The organism is Virgibacillus salexigens, from assembly GCF_014905415.1.
In the GTDB taxonomy this organism is placed as follows: domain Bacteria; phylum Bacillota; class Bacilli; order Bacillales; family Amphibacillaceae; genus Virgibacillus; species Virgibacillus salexigens.
The window spans coordinates 344,893-365,920 of record NZ_BNEO01000002.1 but is presented as its reverse complement, the minus strand read 5'-3'; the positions used below and the strand labels follow the sequence as shown (position 1 = coordinate 365,920).

The 21,028-nt window shown below is 37.1% G+C and carries 23 protein-coding genes; 2 read left to right on the top strand and 21 right to left on the bottom strand.

What is annotated here, in order from left to right:
- Positions 1-118 precede the first annotated feature (118 nt).
- From ylqF to smc, 12 genes are all read right to left on the bottom strand, one after another.
- Positions 119-970, bottom strand: coding sequence for a ribosome biogenesis GTPase YlqF (gene ylqF, locus JKP73_RS09380; RefSeq protein WP_038244388.1), 852 nt, complete (start codon positions 968-970; stop codon positions 119-121).
- An 8-nt stretch (positions 971-978) separates the two neighbouring features.
- Complete coding sequence (lepB, locus tag JKP73_RS09375) at positions 979-1,551, bottom strand: signal peptidase I (protein WP_200411144.1); 573 nt, start codon at positions 1,549-1,551, stop codon at positions 979-981.
- 160 nt (positions 1,552-1,711) lie between these two features.
- Positions 1,712-2,056, bottom strand: coding sequence for a 50S ribosomal protein L19 (gene rplS, locus JKP73_RS09370; protein ID WP_021291598.1), 345 nt, complete (start codon positions 2,054-2,056; stop codon positions 1,712-1,714).
- 125 nt (positions 2,057-2,181) lie between these two features.
- Complete coding sequence (gene trmD / locus JKP73_RS09365; RefSeq protein WP_200411143.1) at positions 2,182-2,916, bottom strand: tRNA (guanosine(37)-N1)-methyltransferase TrmD; 735 nt, start codon at positions 2,914-2,916, stop codon at positions 2,182-2,184.
- Entirely contained in the window at positions 2,916-3,431 is a 516-nt protein-coding gene (gene rimM, locus JKP73_RS09360) for a ribosome maturation factor RimM (protein ID WP_200411142.1), read from the bottom strand. The genes trmD and rimM overlap by 1 nt, the downstream gene beginning before the upstream one ends.
- Before the next feature lie 12 nt (positions 3,432-3,443).
- On the bottom strand, positions 3,444-3,833 hold the full coding sequence (locus JKP73_RS09355) for a YlqD family protein (protein WP_021291601.1): 390 nt from the start codon (positions 3,831-3,833) through the stop codon (positions 3,444-3,446).
- 78 nt (positions 3,834-3,911) lie between these two features.
- Positions 3,912-4,139: a KH domain-containing protein gene (locus JKP73_RS09350; RefSeq protein WP_021291602.1), complete on the bottom strand. Its 228-nt coding sequence runs from the start codon at positions 4,137-4,139 to the stop codon at positions 3,912-3,914.
- A 9-nt stretch (positions 4,140-4,148) separates the two neighbouring features.
- Positions 4,149-4,427, bottom strand: a complete 279-nt coding sequence (rpsP, locus tag JKP73_RS09345) for a 30S ribosomal protein S16 (RefSeq protein WP_021291603.1) — start codon at positions 4,425-4,427, stop codon at positions 4,149-4,151.
- 140 nt (positions 4,428-4,567) lie between these two features.
- Positions 4,568-5,911 carry a signal recognition particle protein gene (gene ffh / locus JKP73_RS09340; protein ID WP_021291604.1) on the bottom strand — a complete coding sequence of 448 codons (1,344 nt, stop codon included), beginning with the start codon at positions 5,909-5,911 and terminating at the stop codon, positions 4,568-4,570.
- Between the two features lie 13 nt (positions 5,912-5,924).
- Positions 5,925-6,248, bottom strand: coding sequence for a putative DNA-binding protein (locus JKP73_RS09335; protein ID WP_021291605.1), 324 nt, complete (start codon positions 6,246-6,248; stop codon positions 5,925-5,927).
- Between the two features lie 76 nt (positions 6,249-6,324).
- Complete coding sequence (gene ftsY / locus JKP73_RS09330; protein WP_021291606.1) at positions 6,325-7,323, bottom strand: signal recognition particle-docking protein FtsY; 999 nt, start codon at positions 7,321-7,323, stop codon at positions 6,325-6,327.
- 12 nt (positions 7,324-7,335) lie between these two features.
- The gene (smc, locus tag JKP73_RS09325) at positions 7,336-10,902 is read right to left on the bottom strand and encodes a chromosome segregation protein SMC (protein ID WP_200411141.1); all 3,567 of its coding nucleotides are present in this window, start codon (positions 10,900-10,902) and stop codon (positions 7,336-7,338) included.
- A gap of 197 nt (positions 10,903-11,099) precedes the next feature.
- On the opposite strand from smc, the gene JKP73_RS09320 reads away from it, so the two are divergent.
- The gene (locus JKP73_RS09320) at positions 11,100-11,330 is read left to right on the top strand and encodes a DUF1128 domain-containing protein (protein WP_021291608.1); all 231 of its coding nucleotides are present in this window, start codon (positions 11,100-11,102) and stop codon (positions 11,328-11,330) included.
- Positions 11,331-11,367: 37 nt separating this feature from the next.
- On the opposite strand, the gene rnc is transcribed toward JKP73_RS09320, so the two are convergent.
- The 9 genes from rnc to sdaAB all read right to left on the bottom strand — a co-directional run bounded on the left by rnc (position 11,368) and on the right by sdaAB (position 19,344).
- Positions 11,368-12,051 carry a ribonuclease III gene (gene rnc / locus JKP73_RS09315; protein ID WP_021291609.1) on the bottom strand — a complete coding sequence of 228 codons (684 nt, stop codon included), beginning with the start codon at positions 12,049-12,051 and terminating at the stop codon, positions 11,368-11,370.
- A 65-nt stretch (positions 12,052-12,116) separates the two neighbouring features.
- Positions 12,117-12,353, bottom strand: coding sequence for an acyl carrier protein (gene acpP / locus JKP73_RS09310; RefSeq protein WP_021291610.1), 237 nt, complete (start codon positions 12,351-12,353; stop codon positions 12,117-12,119).
- A 35-nt stretch (positions 12,354-12,388) separates the two neighbouring features.
- Positions 12,389-13,129: a 3-oxoacyl-[acyl-carrier-protein] reductase gene (fabG, locus tag JKP73_RS09305; RefSeq protein WP_021291611.1), complete on the bottom strand. Its 741-nt coding sequence runs from the start codon at positions 13,127-13,129 to the stop codon at positions 12,389-12,391.
- Positions 13,129-14,067, bottom strand: coding sequence for an ACP S-malonyltransferase (gene fabD / locus JKP73_RS09300; protein WP_021291612.1), 939 nt, complete (start codon positions 14,065-14,067; stop codon positions 13,129-13,131). The genes fabG and fabD overlap by 1 nt, the downstream gene beginning before the upstream one ends.
- Before the next feature lie 2 nt (positions 14,068-14,069).
- Positions 14,070-15,071, bottom strand: a complete 1,002-nt coding sequence (plsX, locus tag JKP73_RS09295) for a phosphate acyltransferase PlsX (RefSeq protein ID WP_021291613.1) — start codon at positions 15,069-15,071, stop codon at positions 14,070-14,072.
- The gene (fapR, locus tag JKP73_RS09290) at positions 15,072-15,644 is read right to left on the bottom strand and encodes a transcription factor FapR (RefSeq protein WP_021291614.1); all 573 of its coding nucleotides are present in this window, start codon (positions 15,642-15,644) and stop codon (positions 15,072-15,074) included.
- An 81-nt stretch (positions 15,645-15,725) separates the two neighbouring features.
- Positions 15,726-17,756: an ATP-dependent DNA helicase RecG gene (gene recG, locus JKP73_RS09285; RefSeq protein WP_200411140.1), complete on the bottom strand. Its 2,031-nt coding sequence runs from the start codon at positions 17,754-17,756 to the stop codon at positions 15,726-15,728.
- A gap of 23 nt (positions 17,757-17,779) precedes the next feature.
- On the bottom strand, positions 17,780-18,655 hold the full coding sequence (gene sdaAA, locus JKP73_RS09280) for an L-serine ammonia-lyase, iron-sulfur-dependent, subunit alpha (RefSeq protein ID WP_021291616.1): 876 nt from the start codon (positions 18,653-18,655) through the stop codon (positions 17,780-17,782).
- Positions 18,656-18,681: 26 nt separating this feature from the next.
- Positions 18,682-19,344, bottom strand: coding sequence for an L-serine ammonia-lyase, iron-sulfur-dependent subunit beta (gene sdaAB / locus JKP73_RS09275; protein WP_038244418.1), 663 nt, complete (start codon positions 19,342-19,344; stop codon positions 18,682-18,684).
- A 286-nt stretch (positions 19,345-19,630) separates the two neighbouring features.
- Between sdaAB and JKP73_RS09270 the strand changes: the two genes are divergently transcribed.
- Positions 19,631-20,908 (top strand): NCS2 family permease, encoded by a 1,278-nt coding sequence (locus tag JKP73_RS09270; protein ID WP_021291618.1) that lies wholly within the window; start codon positions 19,631-19,633, stop codon positions 20,906-20,908.
- The last annotated feature ends 120 nt before the right edge of the window (positions 20,909-21,028 follow it).

Genomic DNA, 21,028 nt, shown 5'->3' with positions numbered 1-21,028 from the left:
TCTATTTAGTATCGGTGATATAGCAATAAATGTTAAGGACTATAATTTCAAAAAACTACCCGTTACATGAAACAAGACATCCATCAATAGATGCATGCCTTATGGTTTATGAACGGTATTATACTTCTGCAGGTGTTTCCAAAGAAATTCTACCTAGTTTTCCAGTCCGTAAGTCTCTCATTACGATATCGGAAACTTTTGCAAAATCTACGTTACCACCACTCCCTAAAGCGCCTCTTTGTTTGCCGATATGGACAAATATTTCCCACATATCTTCCATGTTTCGATTAATGACATAGCGGTTTTCCAGATTTTCAGGATAATGCTTCTGCAAATAGGTAATTACATAAGCCACAATATCCTGCAATGATAATAATTGATCTTTAATTGTCCCTATCGCCGCAAGTCGATACCCAACAATTTCCTCTTCGAATTTTGGCCACAGTATTCCAGGCGTATCAAGTAATTCAAAGTCGTTTTTTACTTTAATCCAAATTTGTTGCTTCGTGACACCTGGTTTATCCCCCGTTTTAGCAATTTTTTTATTTGCTAATCGATTAATCAATGTCGATTTACCGACATTTGGTATACCAACAATCATGGCACGAGCTGCCCGTGGTTGTATTCCTTTATTACGTAATTTATCCATTTTTGCTTGGGCCTGTGCCTTTGCTAGCTGGATAACCTGCTTTATATCGGTTTTATCATTAACATTAATTGCGATAGCAGGAATTTGTTTTTCTGAAAAATAATTTATCCACTGATTTGTAATATCTGGATCTGCTAAATCCTTTTTCATCATAACAATCATTTTTGGTTTATTTTGTAATACTTGTTGCAACATTGGATTTTGTGATGATAAAGGCACCCTTGCATCAACTAACTCCATCACAAAATCAACAAGCTTTAATTTTTCTTCTACTTCTCTCCGAGCTTTTGCCATATGCCCGGGAAACCATTGTATGGTCATTATTTAACCTACTTTCCCATCATTTGCATTCTATCTAACGGCCAGTACAGTAAGCTAGTCTTACCAACAATTTGATCCATTGGAATTACGCCAATCACTCGACTATCTGTTGAATTCCCACGATTATCACCTAATACCAAAACATGGTCTGCTGGAATTTCTTGATATCCACCTGGAAGATTTTCCAATGTAAAATCTTCGGTATGAATTTGAAAAGGCTGAGACTTGCCTTCATTGGACTTTAAGAATGGTTCTTTTACCTCTTCTCCATTAATGTACAATACATTATCTTTCACTTCAACATGTTCTCCAGGCAGACCGATCACACGTTTAATAAAATCTTTTTTGGATGACGCATGAAAAACAACCACATCAAAACGTTCTGGTTTATGTAAATGATACGTAAATTTATTTACAATTAATTGATCACCATTATGTAAAGTTGGCAACATGGATGGTCCGTCAACGACAATAGGGGCAAAGAAAAACATGCGAACAATAAACGCTATACCAAAAGCTATCAATAGAGCCTTTAACCAGTCCAACCATTCATTCTTACTTTCTTTTTTCCGTTTTGGCATATTTCCCCCTCCAACTTTGTTGGCAAAATAATTACTTATACTACTTATTTAGTGTATGAGACTATTGCCATTAAATTCATGTGCAAAAAAGGAGCTTGTGCACATTTGCCAAGCTCCTTTCTAAAAGAATTTACCTTACTCGTATACATGCGTTTTCCGACTAGCGACGTTCTTTAATACGAGCTGCTTTACCACGAAGATTTCGTAGGTAGTATAGTTTCGCACGACGAACAATACCACGACGAGATACTTCTATCTTATCAATACGAGGTGAATGCATTGGGAATGTACGTTCTACACCTACACCATAAGAAAGCTTTCTTACAGTAAATGTTTCACTAATTCCACCGTTTTGACGTTTAATAACGACACCTTCGAATACCTGAATACGTTCACGACTACCTTCTACAACTTTAACGTGTACTTTTACTGTATCTCCTGGGCGGAAATCAGGGTGGTCTGTACGTAATTGATCCTTCGTAATGTTTTCAATAATTTTTTGCATTCTGCTTCACTCCTTCCAAACCAATGCTCTTATCTCCTAAGGGACAGCGGAACATCGTTTATAGTACCTAAAGACGAAACTTTAAGCACAACATTTAATATACCATATGAAATAATAGACTTCAACTACTTATTTGTATTCCATTCGTTTAGAAGTTGTTTTTCTTTTTCTGTTAAAGGATAATCATGTAATAAATCATTTCGGCGTTGATATGTCCGTTGTAATGACTGGTTTTTCCGCCATTCTTCGATTTTAGCATGGTTCCCTGATAACAGAACTTCCGGAACTTTCATCCCTCGAAAATCTGCTGGTCTTGTATAATGGGGATGCTCCAACAGTCCGGTTGAATATGAATCCTGAGGAGCTGAGGTATCATTTCCTAATACTTGAGGAAGTAACCGAACGACACTATCCATTACGACCATCGCACCTAATTCTCCGCCGGTCAAGACGTAGTCTCCAATTGAAATTTCATCTGTAACAAGATATTCTCGAATTCTCTCATCATATCCTTCATAATGACCACAAATAAACACTAGGTGCTCTTCATTGGCCAATTCTTCCGCTTTCTTTTGATTGAAGGTTTCACCTTGTGGACACATTAGTACAACCCTTGGTTTTGATTCTTTGCCTTTCATAATTGCATCAACCGCATCAAATACCGGCTGTGGGGTTAAAACCATCCCAGCTCCGCCACCGTAGGGATAATCATCCACTTTATGATGCTTATTTACTGTATAATCTCGAAAATTAACTAATTGGTAAGTGAATTTGCCTTTATCTTGTGCTTTTTTTAAAATGGAGGATTGTAACACACCATTAAACATTTCGGGAAATAATGTCAATACGTCAATATGCATCAATCCAACAGTCCTTCCATTGGTTCAATCATTACTTTTTGGGATTGAACATCAACTTCTTTCACGACATCTGTAATGTATGGAATGTATACATCTTTTCGTGAATGCCTTCCTACCACCCATACATCATTAGCGCCTGGGGAAAGGATTTCTTTAATCGTCCCAATTTCTTTATCTTCTTGGGTATATACCTTACATCCAATTATTTGGTGATAATAAAATTCAGTCTCACCTAGCTCGGTTAACTGTTTCTCAGTAATCTTTAACTCTAATCCCTTAAATCCAACAACATCATTTATATCTGTAAACTCCTTAAATTGAAGAAGATCGTATCCTTTATGCATGCGATGACCAGTAATGGTCACTGTAAGAGGATCATCATTAGCTCTTATAATATAAAGGGTATTTCCAATTTCAAATCGTTCCTCGAAATCTGTTATACGCAGTACTTTGACTTCCCCTTTAATTCCGTGTGTATTAATTATTTTTCCTACTGTAAACATTTTATCTGTCATTATTCTCACCTGCTATTCATCAATTCGAATGACAATACCATCTTTAATAACGATAGCACGTTCTCCCATTACTTCTTCCCAATGCGAACCTTCAGAGACCTCAACAAGAGCTTCAACTTCTTTTTCCGTAATTTCGCTTCCCAATTCTAACATGTCCAACTGTTCCATTTTAAAATCAGCAAGCTTAATCTTTTCCTTACGATTATTAATTTCTTGCTGAAATCGTTCATTAACCTCTGGTTTTGATATTCCTGCTTTATTTTGTAATTTTCTTTGTTCGAACAGAAGCTGTTGACACTCTTGTTCAAGTCGCATTTTATGATCATGAAAATTAGCTTTTAATTTCTCTTTACTTTTCTCTGTGATTATTTGCTTGATTAGGACTTTTTTGATTATCTTCACAATTATTCCTCGCTCTCACAAAACATCAATATATTTGCAGGTAATGTGTAAAAAGGGAAAGGATTTCCCCCTTTCCCTTTACATAATATCTAAATAAACACGCTTATTGCTATCTGTTTTTGCTGCATAGACAACCGTACGGATTGCTTTAGCAATTCGTCCATTTTTTCCAATCACCTTACCAACATCATCAGGGTGAACGGAGAGATGATAAACCATTTTAGCATTTTCTTCCGTTTCTGTAATTTTAATGTCTTCAGGGTGATCTACAAGTGACGTAATAATAGATTCAATAAGGGCTCTCATGATATCACACTACTTTGCAACTTGATTTTTTTGCTCGTGGAATTTCTTCATGATGCCTTCTTTAGAGAATAGATTACGAACTGTGTCACTAGGTTTTGCACCTTTTGTCATCCAGTCAAGTGCTTTATCTTCATCTATTTTAACTTCAACTGGATTTACAACAGGATTATAAGTTCCGATTTGTTCAATAGAACGTCCATCACGAGGAGAACGTGAATCAGCTACAACAATACGATAAAATGGATTTCTTTTAGATCCCATACGTTTTAAACGAATTTTAACAGCCATGTACTTGCACCTCCAAAATAAATATTTAACACATTTTTAGATTTTAGCAGAAAACTAAAAGTCTGTAAAGTGTTTTTGCATTACAATGTTATAACGCCGTCTATCAAGAAAAGTTTTCATCAATCTAAACGAATACAGTCTTACATAAACGGAAATTTCATTCCCTTTCCTTTTTTTCCTTTTTGCATGTTTGTCATTTGCTTCATCATTTTCTTCATCTCATCAAATTGCTTTAACAACCGATTAACTTGTGATACAGAAGTTCCGGAACCCTTTGCAATTCGTTTTTTTCTACTTGCGTTCATTAAGCTTGGATCTTGACGCTCTTTTTTAGTCATTGATTGAATAATAGCTTCTACATGCGTAATTTGCTTTTCATCAATTTGGGCATTTTTTAGACCCTTCATTTTATTTGCACCAGGGATCATAGACATTAGATCCTCTAAAGGTCCCATGTTTTTTACTTGTCCCATTTGTTCTAAAAAGTCATCAAAAGTAAATGACATCGTACGCATTTTTTCTTCTAATTCTTTTGCCTGCTTTTCATCTACATTGGTCTGTGCTTTTTCTATTAACGAAAGTACGTCTCCCATACCTAGGATACGCGAGGCCATGCGATCCGGATGGAATGCTTCTAATTCATCCAACTTCTCTCCCATACCAGCAAATTTGATTGGCTTGTCGGTAACAGCTTTAATTGAAAGAGCAGCACCACCACGTGTATCACCATCTAATTTGGTTAAGACAACTCCAGTAATATCCAGCTGCTCATTAAAGCTTTCAGCAACATTCACTGCATCTTGTCCTGTCATAGAATCAACAACTAGATAAATCTCTTCAGGGTTGACCTTTGCTTTAATATCTTGTAATTCTTCCATTAATTCATTGTCAACATGCAAACGTCCTGCTGTATCAATGATGACATAATCATGATGTTCTTCCTTTGCTTTTTCAATCGCTTTTGTCGCAATATCCACCGGATCAGCTTCGGTTCCCATAGAAAATACGGGCATATCAAGCTGTTGACCAAGTGTCTCTAATTGTTTAATCGCAGCCGGCCGGTACACATCACAAGCAACAAGTAATGGCGAACGATTATGCTTTTTACGAAGTAGATTAGCTAATTTACCTGAAGTTGTCGTTTTACCAGCACCTTGCAGACCAGTCATCATTATAACCGTTGGACCTCGATCAGCGACGGCAATTTTACTTTGTTCTCCACCCATTAATATGGTTAATTCATCTTTTACTACCTTAATTACTTGCTGACCTGGTGTCAGGCTATCCATTACTTCCTGACCAACAGCTCTTTCTTTAATTCTTTTAATTAAATCTTTTACTACTTTATAGTTTACGTCGGCTTCAAGTAAGGCAAGACGTACTTCCCTTGTCATTTCTTTAACATCTTGCTCAGAAACTTTTCCTTTACCAGTAATTTTTTTGATTGTACTTTGCAAACGGTCGGCCAAGCCTTCAAATGCCATAGAAGGTGTCCCCCTAATCTAATTCTTTTAATTTATCAATAAGGTGTTGTATCTGATTATCTTTATCCCTTACTAATTCTTCTAAGCTTTCCATAACTTGTAGACGCTGCTGAAACTTATCGTACAGTAAAAGCTTTTCTTCATATGTTTCCAACATATGTTCCGTTCGTCTTATATTATCATAGACAGCTTGTCTGGATACATGAAACACTTCTGATATTTCACCTAGAGAATAATCTTCCAAGTAATACATTTCCATGTAATTGCGCTGTTTGGGTGTTAGTAATGCCTGGTAAAAATCAAAAAGATAATTCATACGTGTTGTTTTTTCTAGCATAATCCACACCCCTTGTTAAGTGATTTACCTTTACAATTATAATAACGAACGATACGTTTACGTGTCAAGCAATGACTCATTCATCCTCTTCTAACATGTCCGCAAATAATCCATACACAAATGCATGTGCATCAAATTCCTGTAAATCTTCCATACCTTCTCCAAGTCCTACAAACTTAACCGGTATTTGTAATTCATTGCGAATGGCTAAGACAATGCCACCTTTTGCTGTGCCGTCTAATTTCGTTAATACAATACCAGAAACATCTGTAGCTTCAGCAAAAGTTTTTGCTTGATTTAGTGCATTCTGACCAGTGGTTGCATCTAAAACCAATAATACTTCGTGAGGTGCCTGGGGAACCTCACGTTCAATAACTCGTTTTACTTTCGCTAATTCATTCATTAAATTTACTTTGTTCTGTAACCTACCTGCTGTATCACAAATTAATACATCTGCCTTCCGAGACTTAGCAGCTTTAATTCCGTCATAGATCACCGCAGCAGGATCGCTCCCCGCAGTTTGCTTAATGACATCGACGCCTGCTCGTTCTCCCCAAATATCCAGTTGTTCTATCGCACCTGCTCTAAACGTATCACCAGCTGCAAGTATAACTTGTTTCCCTTCGCTTTTTAATTGATGAGCTAGCTTTCCGATTGATGTAGTTTTTCCAGCACCGTTCACACCAACAACTAAAATAATGGATAATTGACCTGTTTGTAATTGAAGCTTTTCCGTTTTAGGATCTTCATCTCCATAGTAAATCTCAACCAACTTCTCTGAAATTACTTCCTTCATTTGTTCAGAATCCTTTATATTTTGGCGCTTTACTTCCATTTTTAATTCGTCAATTAAATCCATTACAGTGGCAACACCCGTATCAGCAGAGATCAAAACTTCTTCTAATTCCTCGAAAAACTCCTCATCCACTTTACGATAACGGGCGATTAAATCATTAATCTTCCCAGAAAACGTTTGGCGTGACTTTTTCATTCCATCTTTATATTTGGCTGATACTTCTTCTACTTCTTCTTCACTTTTTTGGAATTTATTCTTTAATTTGTCCATGAATCCCATAAAACCGCCTCCTTAAGCATTTACTAATTCTTCCGTATCTTCTAAGCGCACAGACACAAGCCTTGATACACCGGATTCTTGCATCGTTACACCATATAGTACATCCGCTTCTTCCATTGTTCCTTTACGATGAGTTATTACGATAAACTGGGTATTTTGACTAAATAACTTAATATACTTAGCGAATCGAACTACATTAGCTTCGTCCAAAGCAGCTTCTACTTCATCTAAGACACAAAATGGAACTGGACGAACGCGTAAAATCGCGAAAAGTAGTGCTATTGCAGTTAGTGCCCTTTCTCCACCAGACAATAATCCTAAATGCTGTAGTTTCTTTCCTGGTGGCTGTGCAACGATGTCGACTCCTGTGTCTAATAAGTTTTGAGGATCGGTTAATTTTAATTCCGCATGTCCACCACCAAAAAGCTGCTGAAATACAATTGCAAACTCGTCTTTTATCTTGGTAAACGTCTCCCCAAATCGTTTGATCATCTCTTCATCCATTTCAGCAATTACGGTATATAATGTTTGCTTTGCCTCTACTAGATCTGTTTGCTGTTCCGTTAAAAAGTTGTAACGTTCAGCAATTCGCTCATATTCATCAATTGCACCTAAATTAACAGTACCTAAACCTTCAATTTGTTGTTTTAGTTGATTTACTATAGCTTGAGCTTCCTCTTTATTTTTAGCTTTTTCATAGGATTGCTTCGCTTTATCATAGCTGATCGTATATTCATTTTGCAAATGCGATAGAAGATTCTCTAGTTCGACATCCATTCGATTTGACTGGACTTCTTTCTGTTGAATATCTTGCCTGATTATTTCGTACTGCTTTGTGTCTTGCTTTAAATCATGGTCTTTATCTTGTAATTGTTGCGATTGCTCTGCTCGTTTTGTTTTTTGCTCCTGGATTTCATTGGTGATTTGCGCTTTGTTATCCATTTGCACTGTAATCGTTTCATCAATTTCTTCTTCGGTTTCATTTGATTCTTGGAAACCTAGTAACTGCTGTATTTCTTCTTGGAAAGCATCGTATTGATTCTGTAATTCTGTCAGTTGTTTTTGAACCGTACTTGTTTTATTTCGTTGGCTCTTCACTCGCTCATCTTGCTCTGCAAGGAGAATTTGATTACGATGCATCTCTTCCTGAAGTTTTTCTTTATTTTCTTTAACCTCTGTTTGCTGCTTCGTTAAGGTTTCGATCTCCTGCTCTAGATTTTTTGCATTGACAGTTAGTTGTTGTAGTTCTTGATCGATAGCTGTTTGCCTTTTGTTCATTTGTACAGTGTCTTCATCAAATTGCTGCTTATCTTGATCATACAATTGTAAGTTTTCATTCATCGTCTGTATTTTCATTTCCAATTCACGATGTTGGGATTGCAATTCCTGTAAATGCTGCTGCTCCGATTGTTGTGACGACTCAGCAAGTGTTAATTGACGTTCTACCTCTTGAACAGCTTGTTTTTGCTCACGAAGATTTTGTTCAAAACGCAAGATTTTTTCTTGGAATTCTGTTAGCTTCTCGGTCATTTCCTGTAAATCTTTCTCTCGAGTAAACAATGACTGGTTGGTCTTTTTTTGTGCCCCACCAGACATTGAACCTCCAGGATTAACCACATCTCCTTCCAATGTAACAATACGGAAACGTCTCATCACCATGTTGGCAATTTCATTTGCATCCTTTAATGATTGAGCAATAATCACATGCCCCATTAAATGATTAATTGCTTTTTGATAGTGGTTAGTCGTATCGATTAATTGCGCAGCGATACCAATATAACCCGCATGTTCCTCTATGTTACGGACCGTATTCTCTGGTATAGATCGTTCTTGAATCGTACTTAATGGAAGAAACGTTGCTCGACCACTATTGGTTTGTTTCAACCAGCCGATTGACTTTCTTGCAGCTTTATCATCTTTTACGATGATATGTTGTGCTTGCCCGCCTAACACGGTTTCAATTGCAGTAATATAAGGTTTGGGGACCTCTATGAGTTCAATGACAGCTCCGTAGATATCCGATAATTTACCATTCTCTCGAGCCGTTAACACAGCTTTAACGCCATGGAAAAACCCTTGAAAGTCTTCTTTCATTTCTTCTAACATTTCTCTTTTTGATTTTATTTTTTCTACATATTGATAGCCTTGATATAATTTCGTTTGTGCATCTTGAAACTCATTTCGTTTCATTTCCAATGTTTGTTTTAATGCCTTTACTTTGTTTTCTTTTTCATAAGAAGTGGCTTCTTGTATTTGTAAGTCTTTGCTTATTTGTTGCAATTGCTGTTGAAGTGTTTCTCTTTCCTGAACGAGATCAGCGAATTTCGTTTCCTGTTTTTCTTTTTTACCATTCAGTTGTTGAAGTCTCTCTTCGATCGATTGTCTTTCATTCCGTTTTACTGCTTGTTTATTTAGATACTCAATGTATTCCGACTTTAAATCTTCTATTTTCTCTTCTAAGTTTTCTTTACCTAATTGGAGTTTCTGATCTAATTGATTTACTATACCCGCTGTTTCTTGTTTCGTCTGTTCTAGTTCAGCCAAATGCTTCTTTTCTTGTATTACTTCATCATGTAATTTTCCAATTCGAACTGAAGTATCGTCTTTCTGTGCCTCTAATTTTGTTTTATTTTCTTCAAAATGCTTGTTCTTTTCAAGAAAAAGCTGTTTTTTTCCCTCGTATTTTTCTAATGTTTGCGTAGCTGCTAACAAATCTGCTTGTAATTTTTCAATCGCTTCATCTATTTGCTCGATCATTTGTCGTCGTTCTTCTTGGGCTGTTTCTTTTTGTTCAATGGATGCTTTTATATGTTGTTCTTTTTGTTTTGCTTGTTCTAATTCATTTCGTTTGGTTTCCCATTGTTTATGTAGTACTTCTATTTCAGCTAGCAAATAAGCTATCTCTTTTTCTTTTAACTGATCTTTTAATTGCAAATATTTACTGGCTGTGTCTGCCTGCGCTTTTAATGGTTCAATTTGTTGTTCAATTTCATGAATAATATCTTCTACACGATTCAGGTTTTCTTGTGTTTCTGCTAATTTATATTCCGATTTCTTTTTTCTTTGTTTGTATTTTAATACCCCAGCAGCTTCTTCGAATATCGTTCTTCGTTCCTCGGCTTTGGAACTTAATATTTCTTCAACTTTTCCTTGACTAATAATCGAGAATGCTTCTCTCCCGAGCCCAGAGTCCATAAATAAATCTACAATATCCTTTAATCGACAAGCCTGATTATTAATAAAGAATTCACTTTCACCAGATCGAAAAACACGCCTCGTAACACTTACTTCCTCATAATCCAATGGAAGTTGTTGATCGTGATTATCGAGTACCAATGTAACTTCTGCTACATTCAATGCTTTTCGTGTATCGCTGCCCTGAAAAATAATGTCTTCCATTTTCGATCCTCGTAAGGATTTTGCTGACTGTTCTCCAAGCACCCACCGAATGGCATCCGTTATATTGCTTTTCCCGCTGCCATTTGGTCCTACTACTGCCGTAACACCAGGTACAAAATCAACATTTATCCGTTTAGCAAAAGATTTAAAGCCTACACTTTCCAGCCTTTTTAAATACATATTACATTCTCCTATTTATCTTAAAGAACATCTTCAATTTTACTTACGAAGATTCTCATTAAACTATTACAATATACTTTATTAATATTAAATAATACAATTTGGCTTTTTACCGCATTTATTTTATCATAAACATAGGAACAAAAGAAGAGATGATGCTATACATACTCAAGTTTATATGGAAGGAGTGGGGAATATTGAACTTAGAGCAACCAACAGAGGAAAATCTGAAAATACTATTGGATGGGATTGCAGAACGATTAGATGTCGTTAATCGCACGATTATGGATCCAAAAGATTATGACTTAAACAAGTATAATGAATTAAAGCTCATGTATGATATGATTAACCAAAAAGGCCATTTAAGTGCACAAGAAACGCAAGCATTCATTGAAGAATTAAGAGCTGTACGGAAACAATCATCATAATGCATAGAAAAAGGCTGTATTTTGGTACAGCCTTTTTCTAAACATTATACTTATCTATCGCTGCTTTGGCGGCACGCTGTTCTGCTTCTTTTTTGGTTCTGCCTACACCTGAACCATATACTTCGTCCTTCAAAAATACATTTGCAACAAACTCTTTATGGTGTGAAGGCCCTCTTTCCTCGACAATCTTATAAGACACGGACTGGTTTCGCACCTGTTGAATTAACTCTTGCAATTGACTTTTGTAATCCATCGCATGGGAAAAAGCACCATTTATTATCTTAGGAAAAACAAACGTTTCAAGAAATTGTAAAGACGCATTAAATCCTTTATCTAAATATAAGGCGCCTAGAAAAGCTTCAAAAACATCTGCTAGTAAAGCGGAGCGATCACGGCCGCCTGTTTGTTCTTCACCTTTCCCTAAACGAATAAACTGCCCCAATTCTAATCCTCTAGCAAAACTTGCTAACGAAGGTTCACAAACAATAGAGGCGCGTAATTTAGTCATTTCTCCTTCTGGCATATGCGGATGCTCCCGGAATAAGTATTGGGAAACGCCTAGTTCCAATACAGCATCTCCTAAGAATTCCAGACGCTCATTATCAGCATATCCTTCATCACGATGCTCATTCACATAGGATGAATGCGTAAATGCCTGCGTTATTAAATTATGATCTCGAAACTGAATATCCAATTGTTGTTCTAACTGAGCAATATTCATGTCGGCACCTCAATTTGTTAAAAATATACGGAAAGCCTCGCTTCATGCGAGACTTTCTTCAACTGTTAACCCTTAATGTTATTTATGTAGTTAACAGCATCTCCTACTGTATTTATTTTTTCAGCTTCTTCATCAGCAATTTCCATATCAAATTCGTCTTCCAGTTCCATTACTAGTTCAACAACGTCTAATGAATCTGCCTCTAAATCATCTTTAAAAGATGCCTCCATAGTTACTTTTGACTCTTCCACATCAAGACGATCAACAATCATATCTTTTACACGATCAAATACATCTGCCACGGCATTTCACCTCCTTTCAATTAGTAAATGGATGATTACATAACCATGCCGCCATCGATATGAATCGTTTGACCGGTAATATAATTAGCATCATCACTTGCTAAGAAGCGGACGACTTTAGCAACATCTTCTGGTTCCCCTAGTTTTTCCAAAGGTATCATCTGCAACATCTGATTATGTTGTTCTTCTGTAAGAGCGTCCGTCATATCTGTCGAAATAAACCCAGGCGCAACTGCATTAACATGGATATTTCTGGAAGCTAGCTCTTTCGCAGTTGTTTTTGTTAGCCCAATTACTCCTGCTTTTGCAGCAACATAATTTGCTTGTCCAGGGTTGCCGCTAATACCTACAATAGAAGCTACATTCACAATTTTCCCAGATCGTTGTTTCATCATTTGTCTGGTAACAGCCTTTGTACAAACAAATACGCCTTTTAAGTTGGTATTTATAACTTCATCAAATTCAGTTTCTTTCATTCTCATTAATAAATTGTCTCTCGTAATTCCAGCATTATTAACAAGTATATCTAATGATCCAAACTGAGATACTACTTCTTTCATCATATCTTTTACACTTGTTTCACTTGCAACATCAGCCTGTACAATGAATGCTTCTCTTCCCATTTGTTTAATTTCTTCAGCTACTGCTTGGGCTTTCGCCTCATTCCCAGAATAATTAATGGCAACATTTGCACCTTGCTTTGCTAATTCTAATGCAATTGCACGACCAATACCACGTGAAGCTCCTGTTACTAGCGCATTTTTCCCGTTAAGCATTAAATATCCTCCCTATACCAAGCTATGAATTCTTCTAAAGACGCTGTATCTTGGACCGCAAATGTTTTTGTTCTTCTATTTATTTTCCTAACCAAACCACTCAATACTTTACCATTTCCGACTTCTACAAATGCATCCATGTCATGGTCCATCATATTCATTATCGATTCTTCAAAACGAACTGGCGAATAAAGCTGCTTAATTAATAAATCCTTGATTTCATTACTTTCGCGAACAGGTGAAGCTGAAACATTTGCATATACCGGTATGGTTGCATCTTTAATCGACACTTCATTTAAATAATTAGCGAATGATTCATTTGCAGCCTTCATTAGACGAGAGTGGAATGGCCCACTAACATTTAATGGCATGACCCGTTTTGCACCTTTAGATTTTAGTATAGTTGTAGCTTGTTCTATTCCTTTAACAGATCCAGAAATAACGATTTGTCCAGGACAATTTAAATTTGCAAGATCTACAATCTCATCATCTATTTCGTCTAATCCTGCTTGAATAGTTTCGACATCTAATCCCAATACAGCCGCCATTGTCCCTTGTCCTTTTGGGAAAGCTTGTTCCATTAGCTTACCACGTGTTGCTACTAACGGAAGTGCCTCTTCTAATGAGATAGCACCTGCGGCTACTAATGCACTATATTCCCCTAAGCTATGTCCAACGGTCATAACTGGTTGTACCTCATGTTTTAACAAAAGTGTGTGGAGTGCTACACTCATTAAAAGTAAAGCAGGTTGGGCATTCTCTGTTTCTGTTAATCTTTCCTTCGGCCCCTCAAACATTATTTTGGTTAAATCTGTATTAAGCGTACGATCTGCCTCTTCAAATAGCTGTTTCATATCTGGATATGTTTCATATAACTCTTTTCCCATTCCTACTTCTTGAGACCCTTGTCCGGGAAACATGAAAGCTACTTTTTTCATGATTAATCCTCCTTATCCAATTCCATTGTCTCCACTGTTTGCTTAATTGTATCTGTTATATGGTTATTAACCATATGACAAGTTTGTTTAATTGCATTCAGGATAGCTCGTTGATCAGAGGATCCGTGTGCTTTAACTACAGGAGCAGCCAGACCAAAAAGGCCAGCACCCCCATACTCCGAGTAGTCCAACTTACCTTTCAGAGCTTTTAGATCGTTTTTCATTAATCCTGCGGCAATCTTTGTTTTCGTTGATGTCATAAATGTGTCCTTTATCATAGAAAACATGGATTCAGCTGTACCTTCAATTGTTTTTAAAGCTATATTTCCTGTAAAACCATCTGTCACGACGACATCCGCAACATTTGCTAAGACATCTCTTGCTTCTACATTTCCGACAAAATGGAGAGGGGCATCTTGTAATAGCTGAAAAGTTCTTTTGGTAAGATCATTTCCTTTACCATTCTCGGTACCAACATTTAATAAGCCTATTCTTGGATGTTTAATCCCCCTAACCTTTTCAGCATAAATGGATCCCATTATTGCATATTGAAGTAAGTGGTTAGGCTTTGCGTCAACGTTTGCCCCGACATCCAACAGTAGGAAACCTTGTCCATCAATCGTTGGTAAAGTTGGACTTAAAGCTGGACGATCGATACCGTTAATTCTTCCCACAACAAATAGGCCAGCACTCATTAACGCTCCTGTATTTCCTGCTGAGATACAAGCATCTGCGTTACCCTCTTTAACTTCGTGAGCCATTAATACAAGGGAAGCATTTTTTTTCCTGCGAACAGCGCGCACAGGCTCATCTTCTGAAGTAATTACTTCTTTGGTATGTAAGACATGGATATTTGTTGCATTTGTTAGGTACTGATTAATTTGTTCTTCATCACCGATTAACGTAATTTCTAATGCTTCAATCTGGGAGACCGCCTCCATGGCACCCAAAACGGCTGCTTTTGGAGCATGATCGCCTCCCATTGCATCTATTGCTATTTTCATTTAGTGTTCTCCTTTATGCTCGTTGGATTGATACATATGAAAATTGCCTGTAAACACCATTTCATTCTCTACAAAACTTTGCACTTGAACAAGTGTTAACCCTTTCGCTTTTCCTTCTACGGTAGCCTTAGCAATAACACGTTCTCCTTCATTTACTTGTCTCGTGAATTTCAGTTCAGATTTAGCCGTCAATGCTAATTCATCGTTTATTACAGCTACTGCTAATGAATTTGCTTGCGCAAATAAATGGTGACCACGCGCAATCTTATTACGAGAAAATACATGCTCCGATCCAATATCTAAGATAGAAATAGCACGGCTATCCAATTCAAGATCTATGACTTCACCAATAACTTCTTCCAATGGTAATGCTTTTACCGTTTCATTCCACTGATCCGTCGCAACTGACTTTATGCGTTGTCGTAATTCTGGAATAGACAGTTCCATTCGGTCCAAACGTATGGTTTGAATACTAACCTCAAATTTCTTCGCTAATTCTTCATCCGTTATAAATGGGGTTTGTTCTATTGTATCTTTTAATAATCGTTGCCGATCAGCCTTTGGTCGCTTCATTCTTGCACCGTCCATATCATTATTTATGACTTGGTCCTAATAGTAATATATAATACCTTTTCTGTTTATGCAAATATTTCTTTAGTCTAACTTTTCTTTAAAAGCAGCATTATTTTCTACATAGCGCTGAAGATACTGGTACTCTGGCTTATCGAGTAAATTGTTTTCAATAATCCATTGAGCATCATTCCTAGCCGTCTCTAAAGCTCGATAATCATGGACCATATCAGCAACCTTAAACTCTGGAACACCACTTTGCTTTCTCCCGAAAAAATCCCCTGGACCTCGTAATTGCAGGTCCTGTTCCGATAAGGCAAATCCGTCAGTAGTCTCCGCCATAATCCGCATTCGCTCTTTTCCTGTTTCCCCCTTAGGATCAGCAATTAATATACAATAGCTCTGCTTAGCTCCTCTACCAACTCGTCCGCGTAATTGATGTAATTGTGATAGCCCGAATCGTTCCGCATCATAAATAACCATTACAGTTGCATTTGGAACGTTCACCCCAACTTCAACAACCGTTGTCGAAACAAGGATTTGTACTTTATTCTCAGCAAACTCTTTCATAACCGCATCTTTTTCGTCGGTCGATAATCTTCCATGCATTAATCCAATTTTCACTTCTTCTGAATAGAAACTATGTAATTGATGGAAAACGTCGACAGCATTTTGAATATCTAATTTATCAGACTCTTCGATAAGTGGACAAATTACATAAGCCTGTTCTCCCTTCGCAACTTGATTTTCGATGAACTGCAGCACACGATCTAATGTATTTTCTTTCACCCAATATGTTTCTATTTCCTTTCGTCCTTGAGGCATTTGATCAATCACCGATACATCCATATCACCAAATGAAGTAATCGCCAAAGTCCTGGGTATTGGCGTAGCTGTCATAAATAACACATCTGGAAACAGCCCTTTTTCACGTAGTGCTCGCCTTTGTTTTACACCAAAGCGATGCTGCTCATCCACAATAACAAATCCAAGGTCATTAAAAACGACATCCTCTTGAATTAATGCATGTGTTCCAACAACAATATGTATTTGATGCTCTCTAATTTGTTCAGTAATTTCTCTTCTCTTTTTCCCTTTTACTGAACCTGTGAGTAATGTAATTTTCGCTTTATCTTTAAACAGTTCCACTAATGAGTGAAAGTGCTGTTCAGCTAAAATCTCAGTCGGCACCATGAGGGCACCTTGCTTTCCGGCTGTAATCGAAGCATATAAACAGATGGCAGCTACCGCTGTTTTCCCTGAACCTACATCCCCCTGTAACAGGCGATTCATTCGATACGAGGATTTCATATCAGCAAGTATTTGGTTTAGCGATTTTTGTTGGGCAGCAGTTAGTGTAAAGGGAAAACCTTTTATAAAGTCCTGAACAAGATCCGATTTATATTGCTGTGCATTTCCTGTCGTCGCCTCACGTTTTAATTTCCGTAATAATTGCATTTTTAATTGAAACAATAAAAATTCCTCGTATATAAATCGGCGCCTAGCATGTTTTAAATCAACACGATTTAAAGGAAAATGCATGGACTGATACGCATCTTTCCTTAATGGCAGCTTATAGTTTATTAAATAGGTTTCTGGTAAAATTTCTTGTATGCGATCGGCATACGAAGAGAGAGCTTGTTGAATTGCCTTTTTTAATTTAATATTAGAAATATCACCTTTCAAGGAATAGAAGGGCTGAATTTCCGCTTGTTGACTTGCTGGCCCCTTTTTATAATTGCTAACCGTAATTTGCAATCGGTGTGCATCCCATTTTCCTGTTAACGTCACCGTATCACCTTGTTTTAATTGCTTTTTGGCGAATGCCCGATTAAACATTACAGCTTTAACTGCAACTCCTTCTACTTCAACAGTAAAAACGAGTCTTGATTTCTTCTTTCCATAAAAAGTAAGAGAAGGATCATGAATCACCCTTCCCTCAATCGTAACTTTATCTTCATGAACCAACTCACTAAGTGGTCTTATTTCAAATGTATCGTATCGGTAGGGGAAATAGTTTAATAAATCTTCAACCGAATAAATATTCAATAATGCAAGATTTTCTGCGAATTTCCCTCCGATTCCTTTTACATTTGTTACGGGATCTAGTAGCATGACAATCACTCTTTTCCACTCTTCTAACTTGTTATTCCGAATAATTTATCCTTTAGAAAACGTCCGGTTGGGGTATCTGCTAGTCCACCCTCGCCAGTTTCACGTAAGCTTGAAGGCATTTGCTTACCAATACGATACATAGCACCGATAACTTCATCACATGGTATTCTGCTAGTAACACCTGCTAATGCCATATCTGCTGAAACTATAGCTAATGATGAACCCCCTGCATTTCGTTTTACACAAGGAACCTCCACTAATCCAGCAACAGGGTCACAAACAAGACCAAGCATATTCTTTAATGTCATTGCGAAAGCCTCAGCAGATTGCTGCGGAGTACCTCCAGCCATTTCAACAATAGCAGCAGATGCCATCGCTCCTGCTGAACCTACCTCTGCCTGACACCCACCTGCTGCACCAGAGATAAATGAATTATTAGCAACCACAAACCCAAAAGCGCCTGCTGTAAATAAATAACGTATCATTTGTTCTCTTGATGGATGAAGTTGGTTTTTAACCGCAAATAGTGTCCCAGGTACACAGCCTGCGCTTCCAGCTGTCGGAGTGGCACAAATTGTTCCCATCGCGGCATTAACTTCATTTGTTCCCATTGCTTTACTAACTGCATCCATCAATAAGTTACCAGACAACGGGGTTTTTTCTTTCATATAATTTTGAATTAAGACGGCGTCTCCACCGGTTAAACCTGTTACTGATTCAACTCCCTTTAACGCATCTTCAATTGCATTTTCCATTACTTGTAGATTCGTTTCCATCTCTTCAAATAACTGTTCACGTGTCTTTTCCTTTACTTCCATTTCCTGGCGAATCATTACCTCAGAGATCGAAATGCTATCTTTCTCTGCAAATTCCACTAATTCCTTTACCGTACGAAACATAAGATTCCCACCTTTCCTGTTAAAATCTAGCTGACAATTTTTGAGATTTGTATAATATGATCTGCATTATCCAATTCTTTCAATATCGAATCATCAATGTTCTGATCAACTTCAATTACCATGAGTGCTTCTTTTCCTACGTCTTTCCGATTAACTTCCATATGACCAATATTAATTTGATACTTAGCTAGGATCGTTGTTACCGAAGCGATTGCTCCAAATCGGTCGTTGTGCATAATTAATATAGCTGGATGATTTCCAGATAAACGTAGTTCAAATCCATTTAGTTCTGTAATTTCTACCTTTCCACCACCTATGGATATTCCTACTAACTCAAGAGATTCTGTGTCATTTCCAACTATAATACGAGCTGTATTAGGATGATCAACTGCAGCGCTATCCTCAATAAATTCAATCTTAAGATTCTGCTCTTTTGCTAGCTCCAGGGCATCTTTCATACGTGGATCATCTGTATCAAAACCTAAAAGGCCACCAGCTAATGCGAAATCGGTACCGTGACCCTTATATGTTTTGGAAAAGGATTCATATAAATGAATTTTTGCCCATGTTGGTTCTTTTCCAAATAGAGATCTTGCAGCCTTTCCAATTCTAGCTGCTCCGGCTGTATGTGAACTAGAAGGCCCAATCATTACCGGACCAATAATATCAAAAACTGAATTATATTTCATTATTAACCACCGCCCATTTACACGTTTAATCAACTTACTGGGAACATTTAAAAACTGCAACTAAAATTTCGTTATATGATATATTCCCTCTTTAAATTATAACAAAAAAACGATTAATAATCATTTTCGTTATTATTATAAACGAATGAAATTGTATGCGTGGTTGCAATTCCACTTCAGTATAAGGGAAATTGACGAAGTTTAATAAAAAAGCTATAATATTAATTTGTGGATTATACGTTTATAATCGGGTGGGAGAGGGACAGGAATTTAATGAGGAGTTAATATGCCTGATAGTAAACACCAAGATCATCTGCAATCAAACTTAAAGCAAGAGTTGATTGCTGGTATTATTGGTTATTTAACAACAATGTATATCATTGTTGTTAATGGATCAATTCTTAGTGAGGCAGGTATTTCCATTGAAAGCGGCATGATCGCAACCATTCTTGCAAGCTTTGTTGGCACTTTAATCATGGGAATCGTAGGGAAGCTTCCGTTAATTCTTATACCAGGAATGGGAATCAACGCTTTATTTGCGTACTCCATTGTACAAGGAACAAACCTATCATTTCAGGAAGGCTTAGCCGTCATTCTAATTGCTGCTGTTATCTTTCTAATAACGGCATTTACTAAATTAGGTGTGATCTTAAAAGACGCTATTCCTAGCTCTTTAAAGCATGCAATTACAGTTGGCTTAGGTTTTTTTCTTATCTTAATTGGTTTAGAAAAAAGCGGATTAGTTAAGAGTGGCACGAATACCATCGTTGCAATTGGAGACTTTACTTCTCCAACCGTAATTGTTAGTTTATTAACATTGTTCCTTGCCATTTTCTTATTTGTAAAGAATATCCCAGCTAACTTTTTGCTAACAATGATAGCAGGTACGATCCTTGCATCCATTGCAGGTATTATTGAAACTGGAAATAAAGCTCTATCAATTACTTGGGATGAGCTGCTGTTTCTTCCTTCCTTTTCAGCGATTAATGAGCTCTCTTTTTGGCTTGCGGTATTTCCATTGGCGATGATCCTAATTTTCGAAAACATGGGTCTATTACATGGACAGCTTGACATGTTGCAACGTGATAAAAGCTATAAACGAGCATATCAAGTCACCGCATTTTCAACAATTACTTGCGCATTCTTCGGCACTTCACCAACTGTATCAGCTGCTGAAAATGCTGCTGTGATTGCTTCCAAAGGGAAAACTGGAAAAACAGCTGTGATTGCAGGAGTATTGTTTTTAGGAACATTATTCATTATACCTTGGATTACAATGATTCCCAATACTGCAATCAGCCCAATTCTAATTATTGTTGGCTTTCTAATGGTGCAAAATATCCGTCACTTACCTTTAGATGATCTATCAGAAGCTCTTCCAGCTTTTTTAATTGTTGTCATGATCCCTTTCACGTATAGCATTGCTGACGGTATGGCATTTGGATTTATTGCATACCCTATCGTGAAATTTGCGATTGGAAAACAACGCGAATTATCAACAGCATTAGTTGTTATATCTGGTTTATTCCTATTTGATTTCATCATGAAGATTATCGGAATATGAAAATTGCCGTTTATTTGGGCGATTTCAGCTTGTAGAGAACACACAGTTGTTTTGCTACAAGCTTTTTTCTTGCTATTAGGAGTACAAATCATTCTCTTTCCCATGGATAAGCGCATTCTT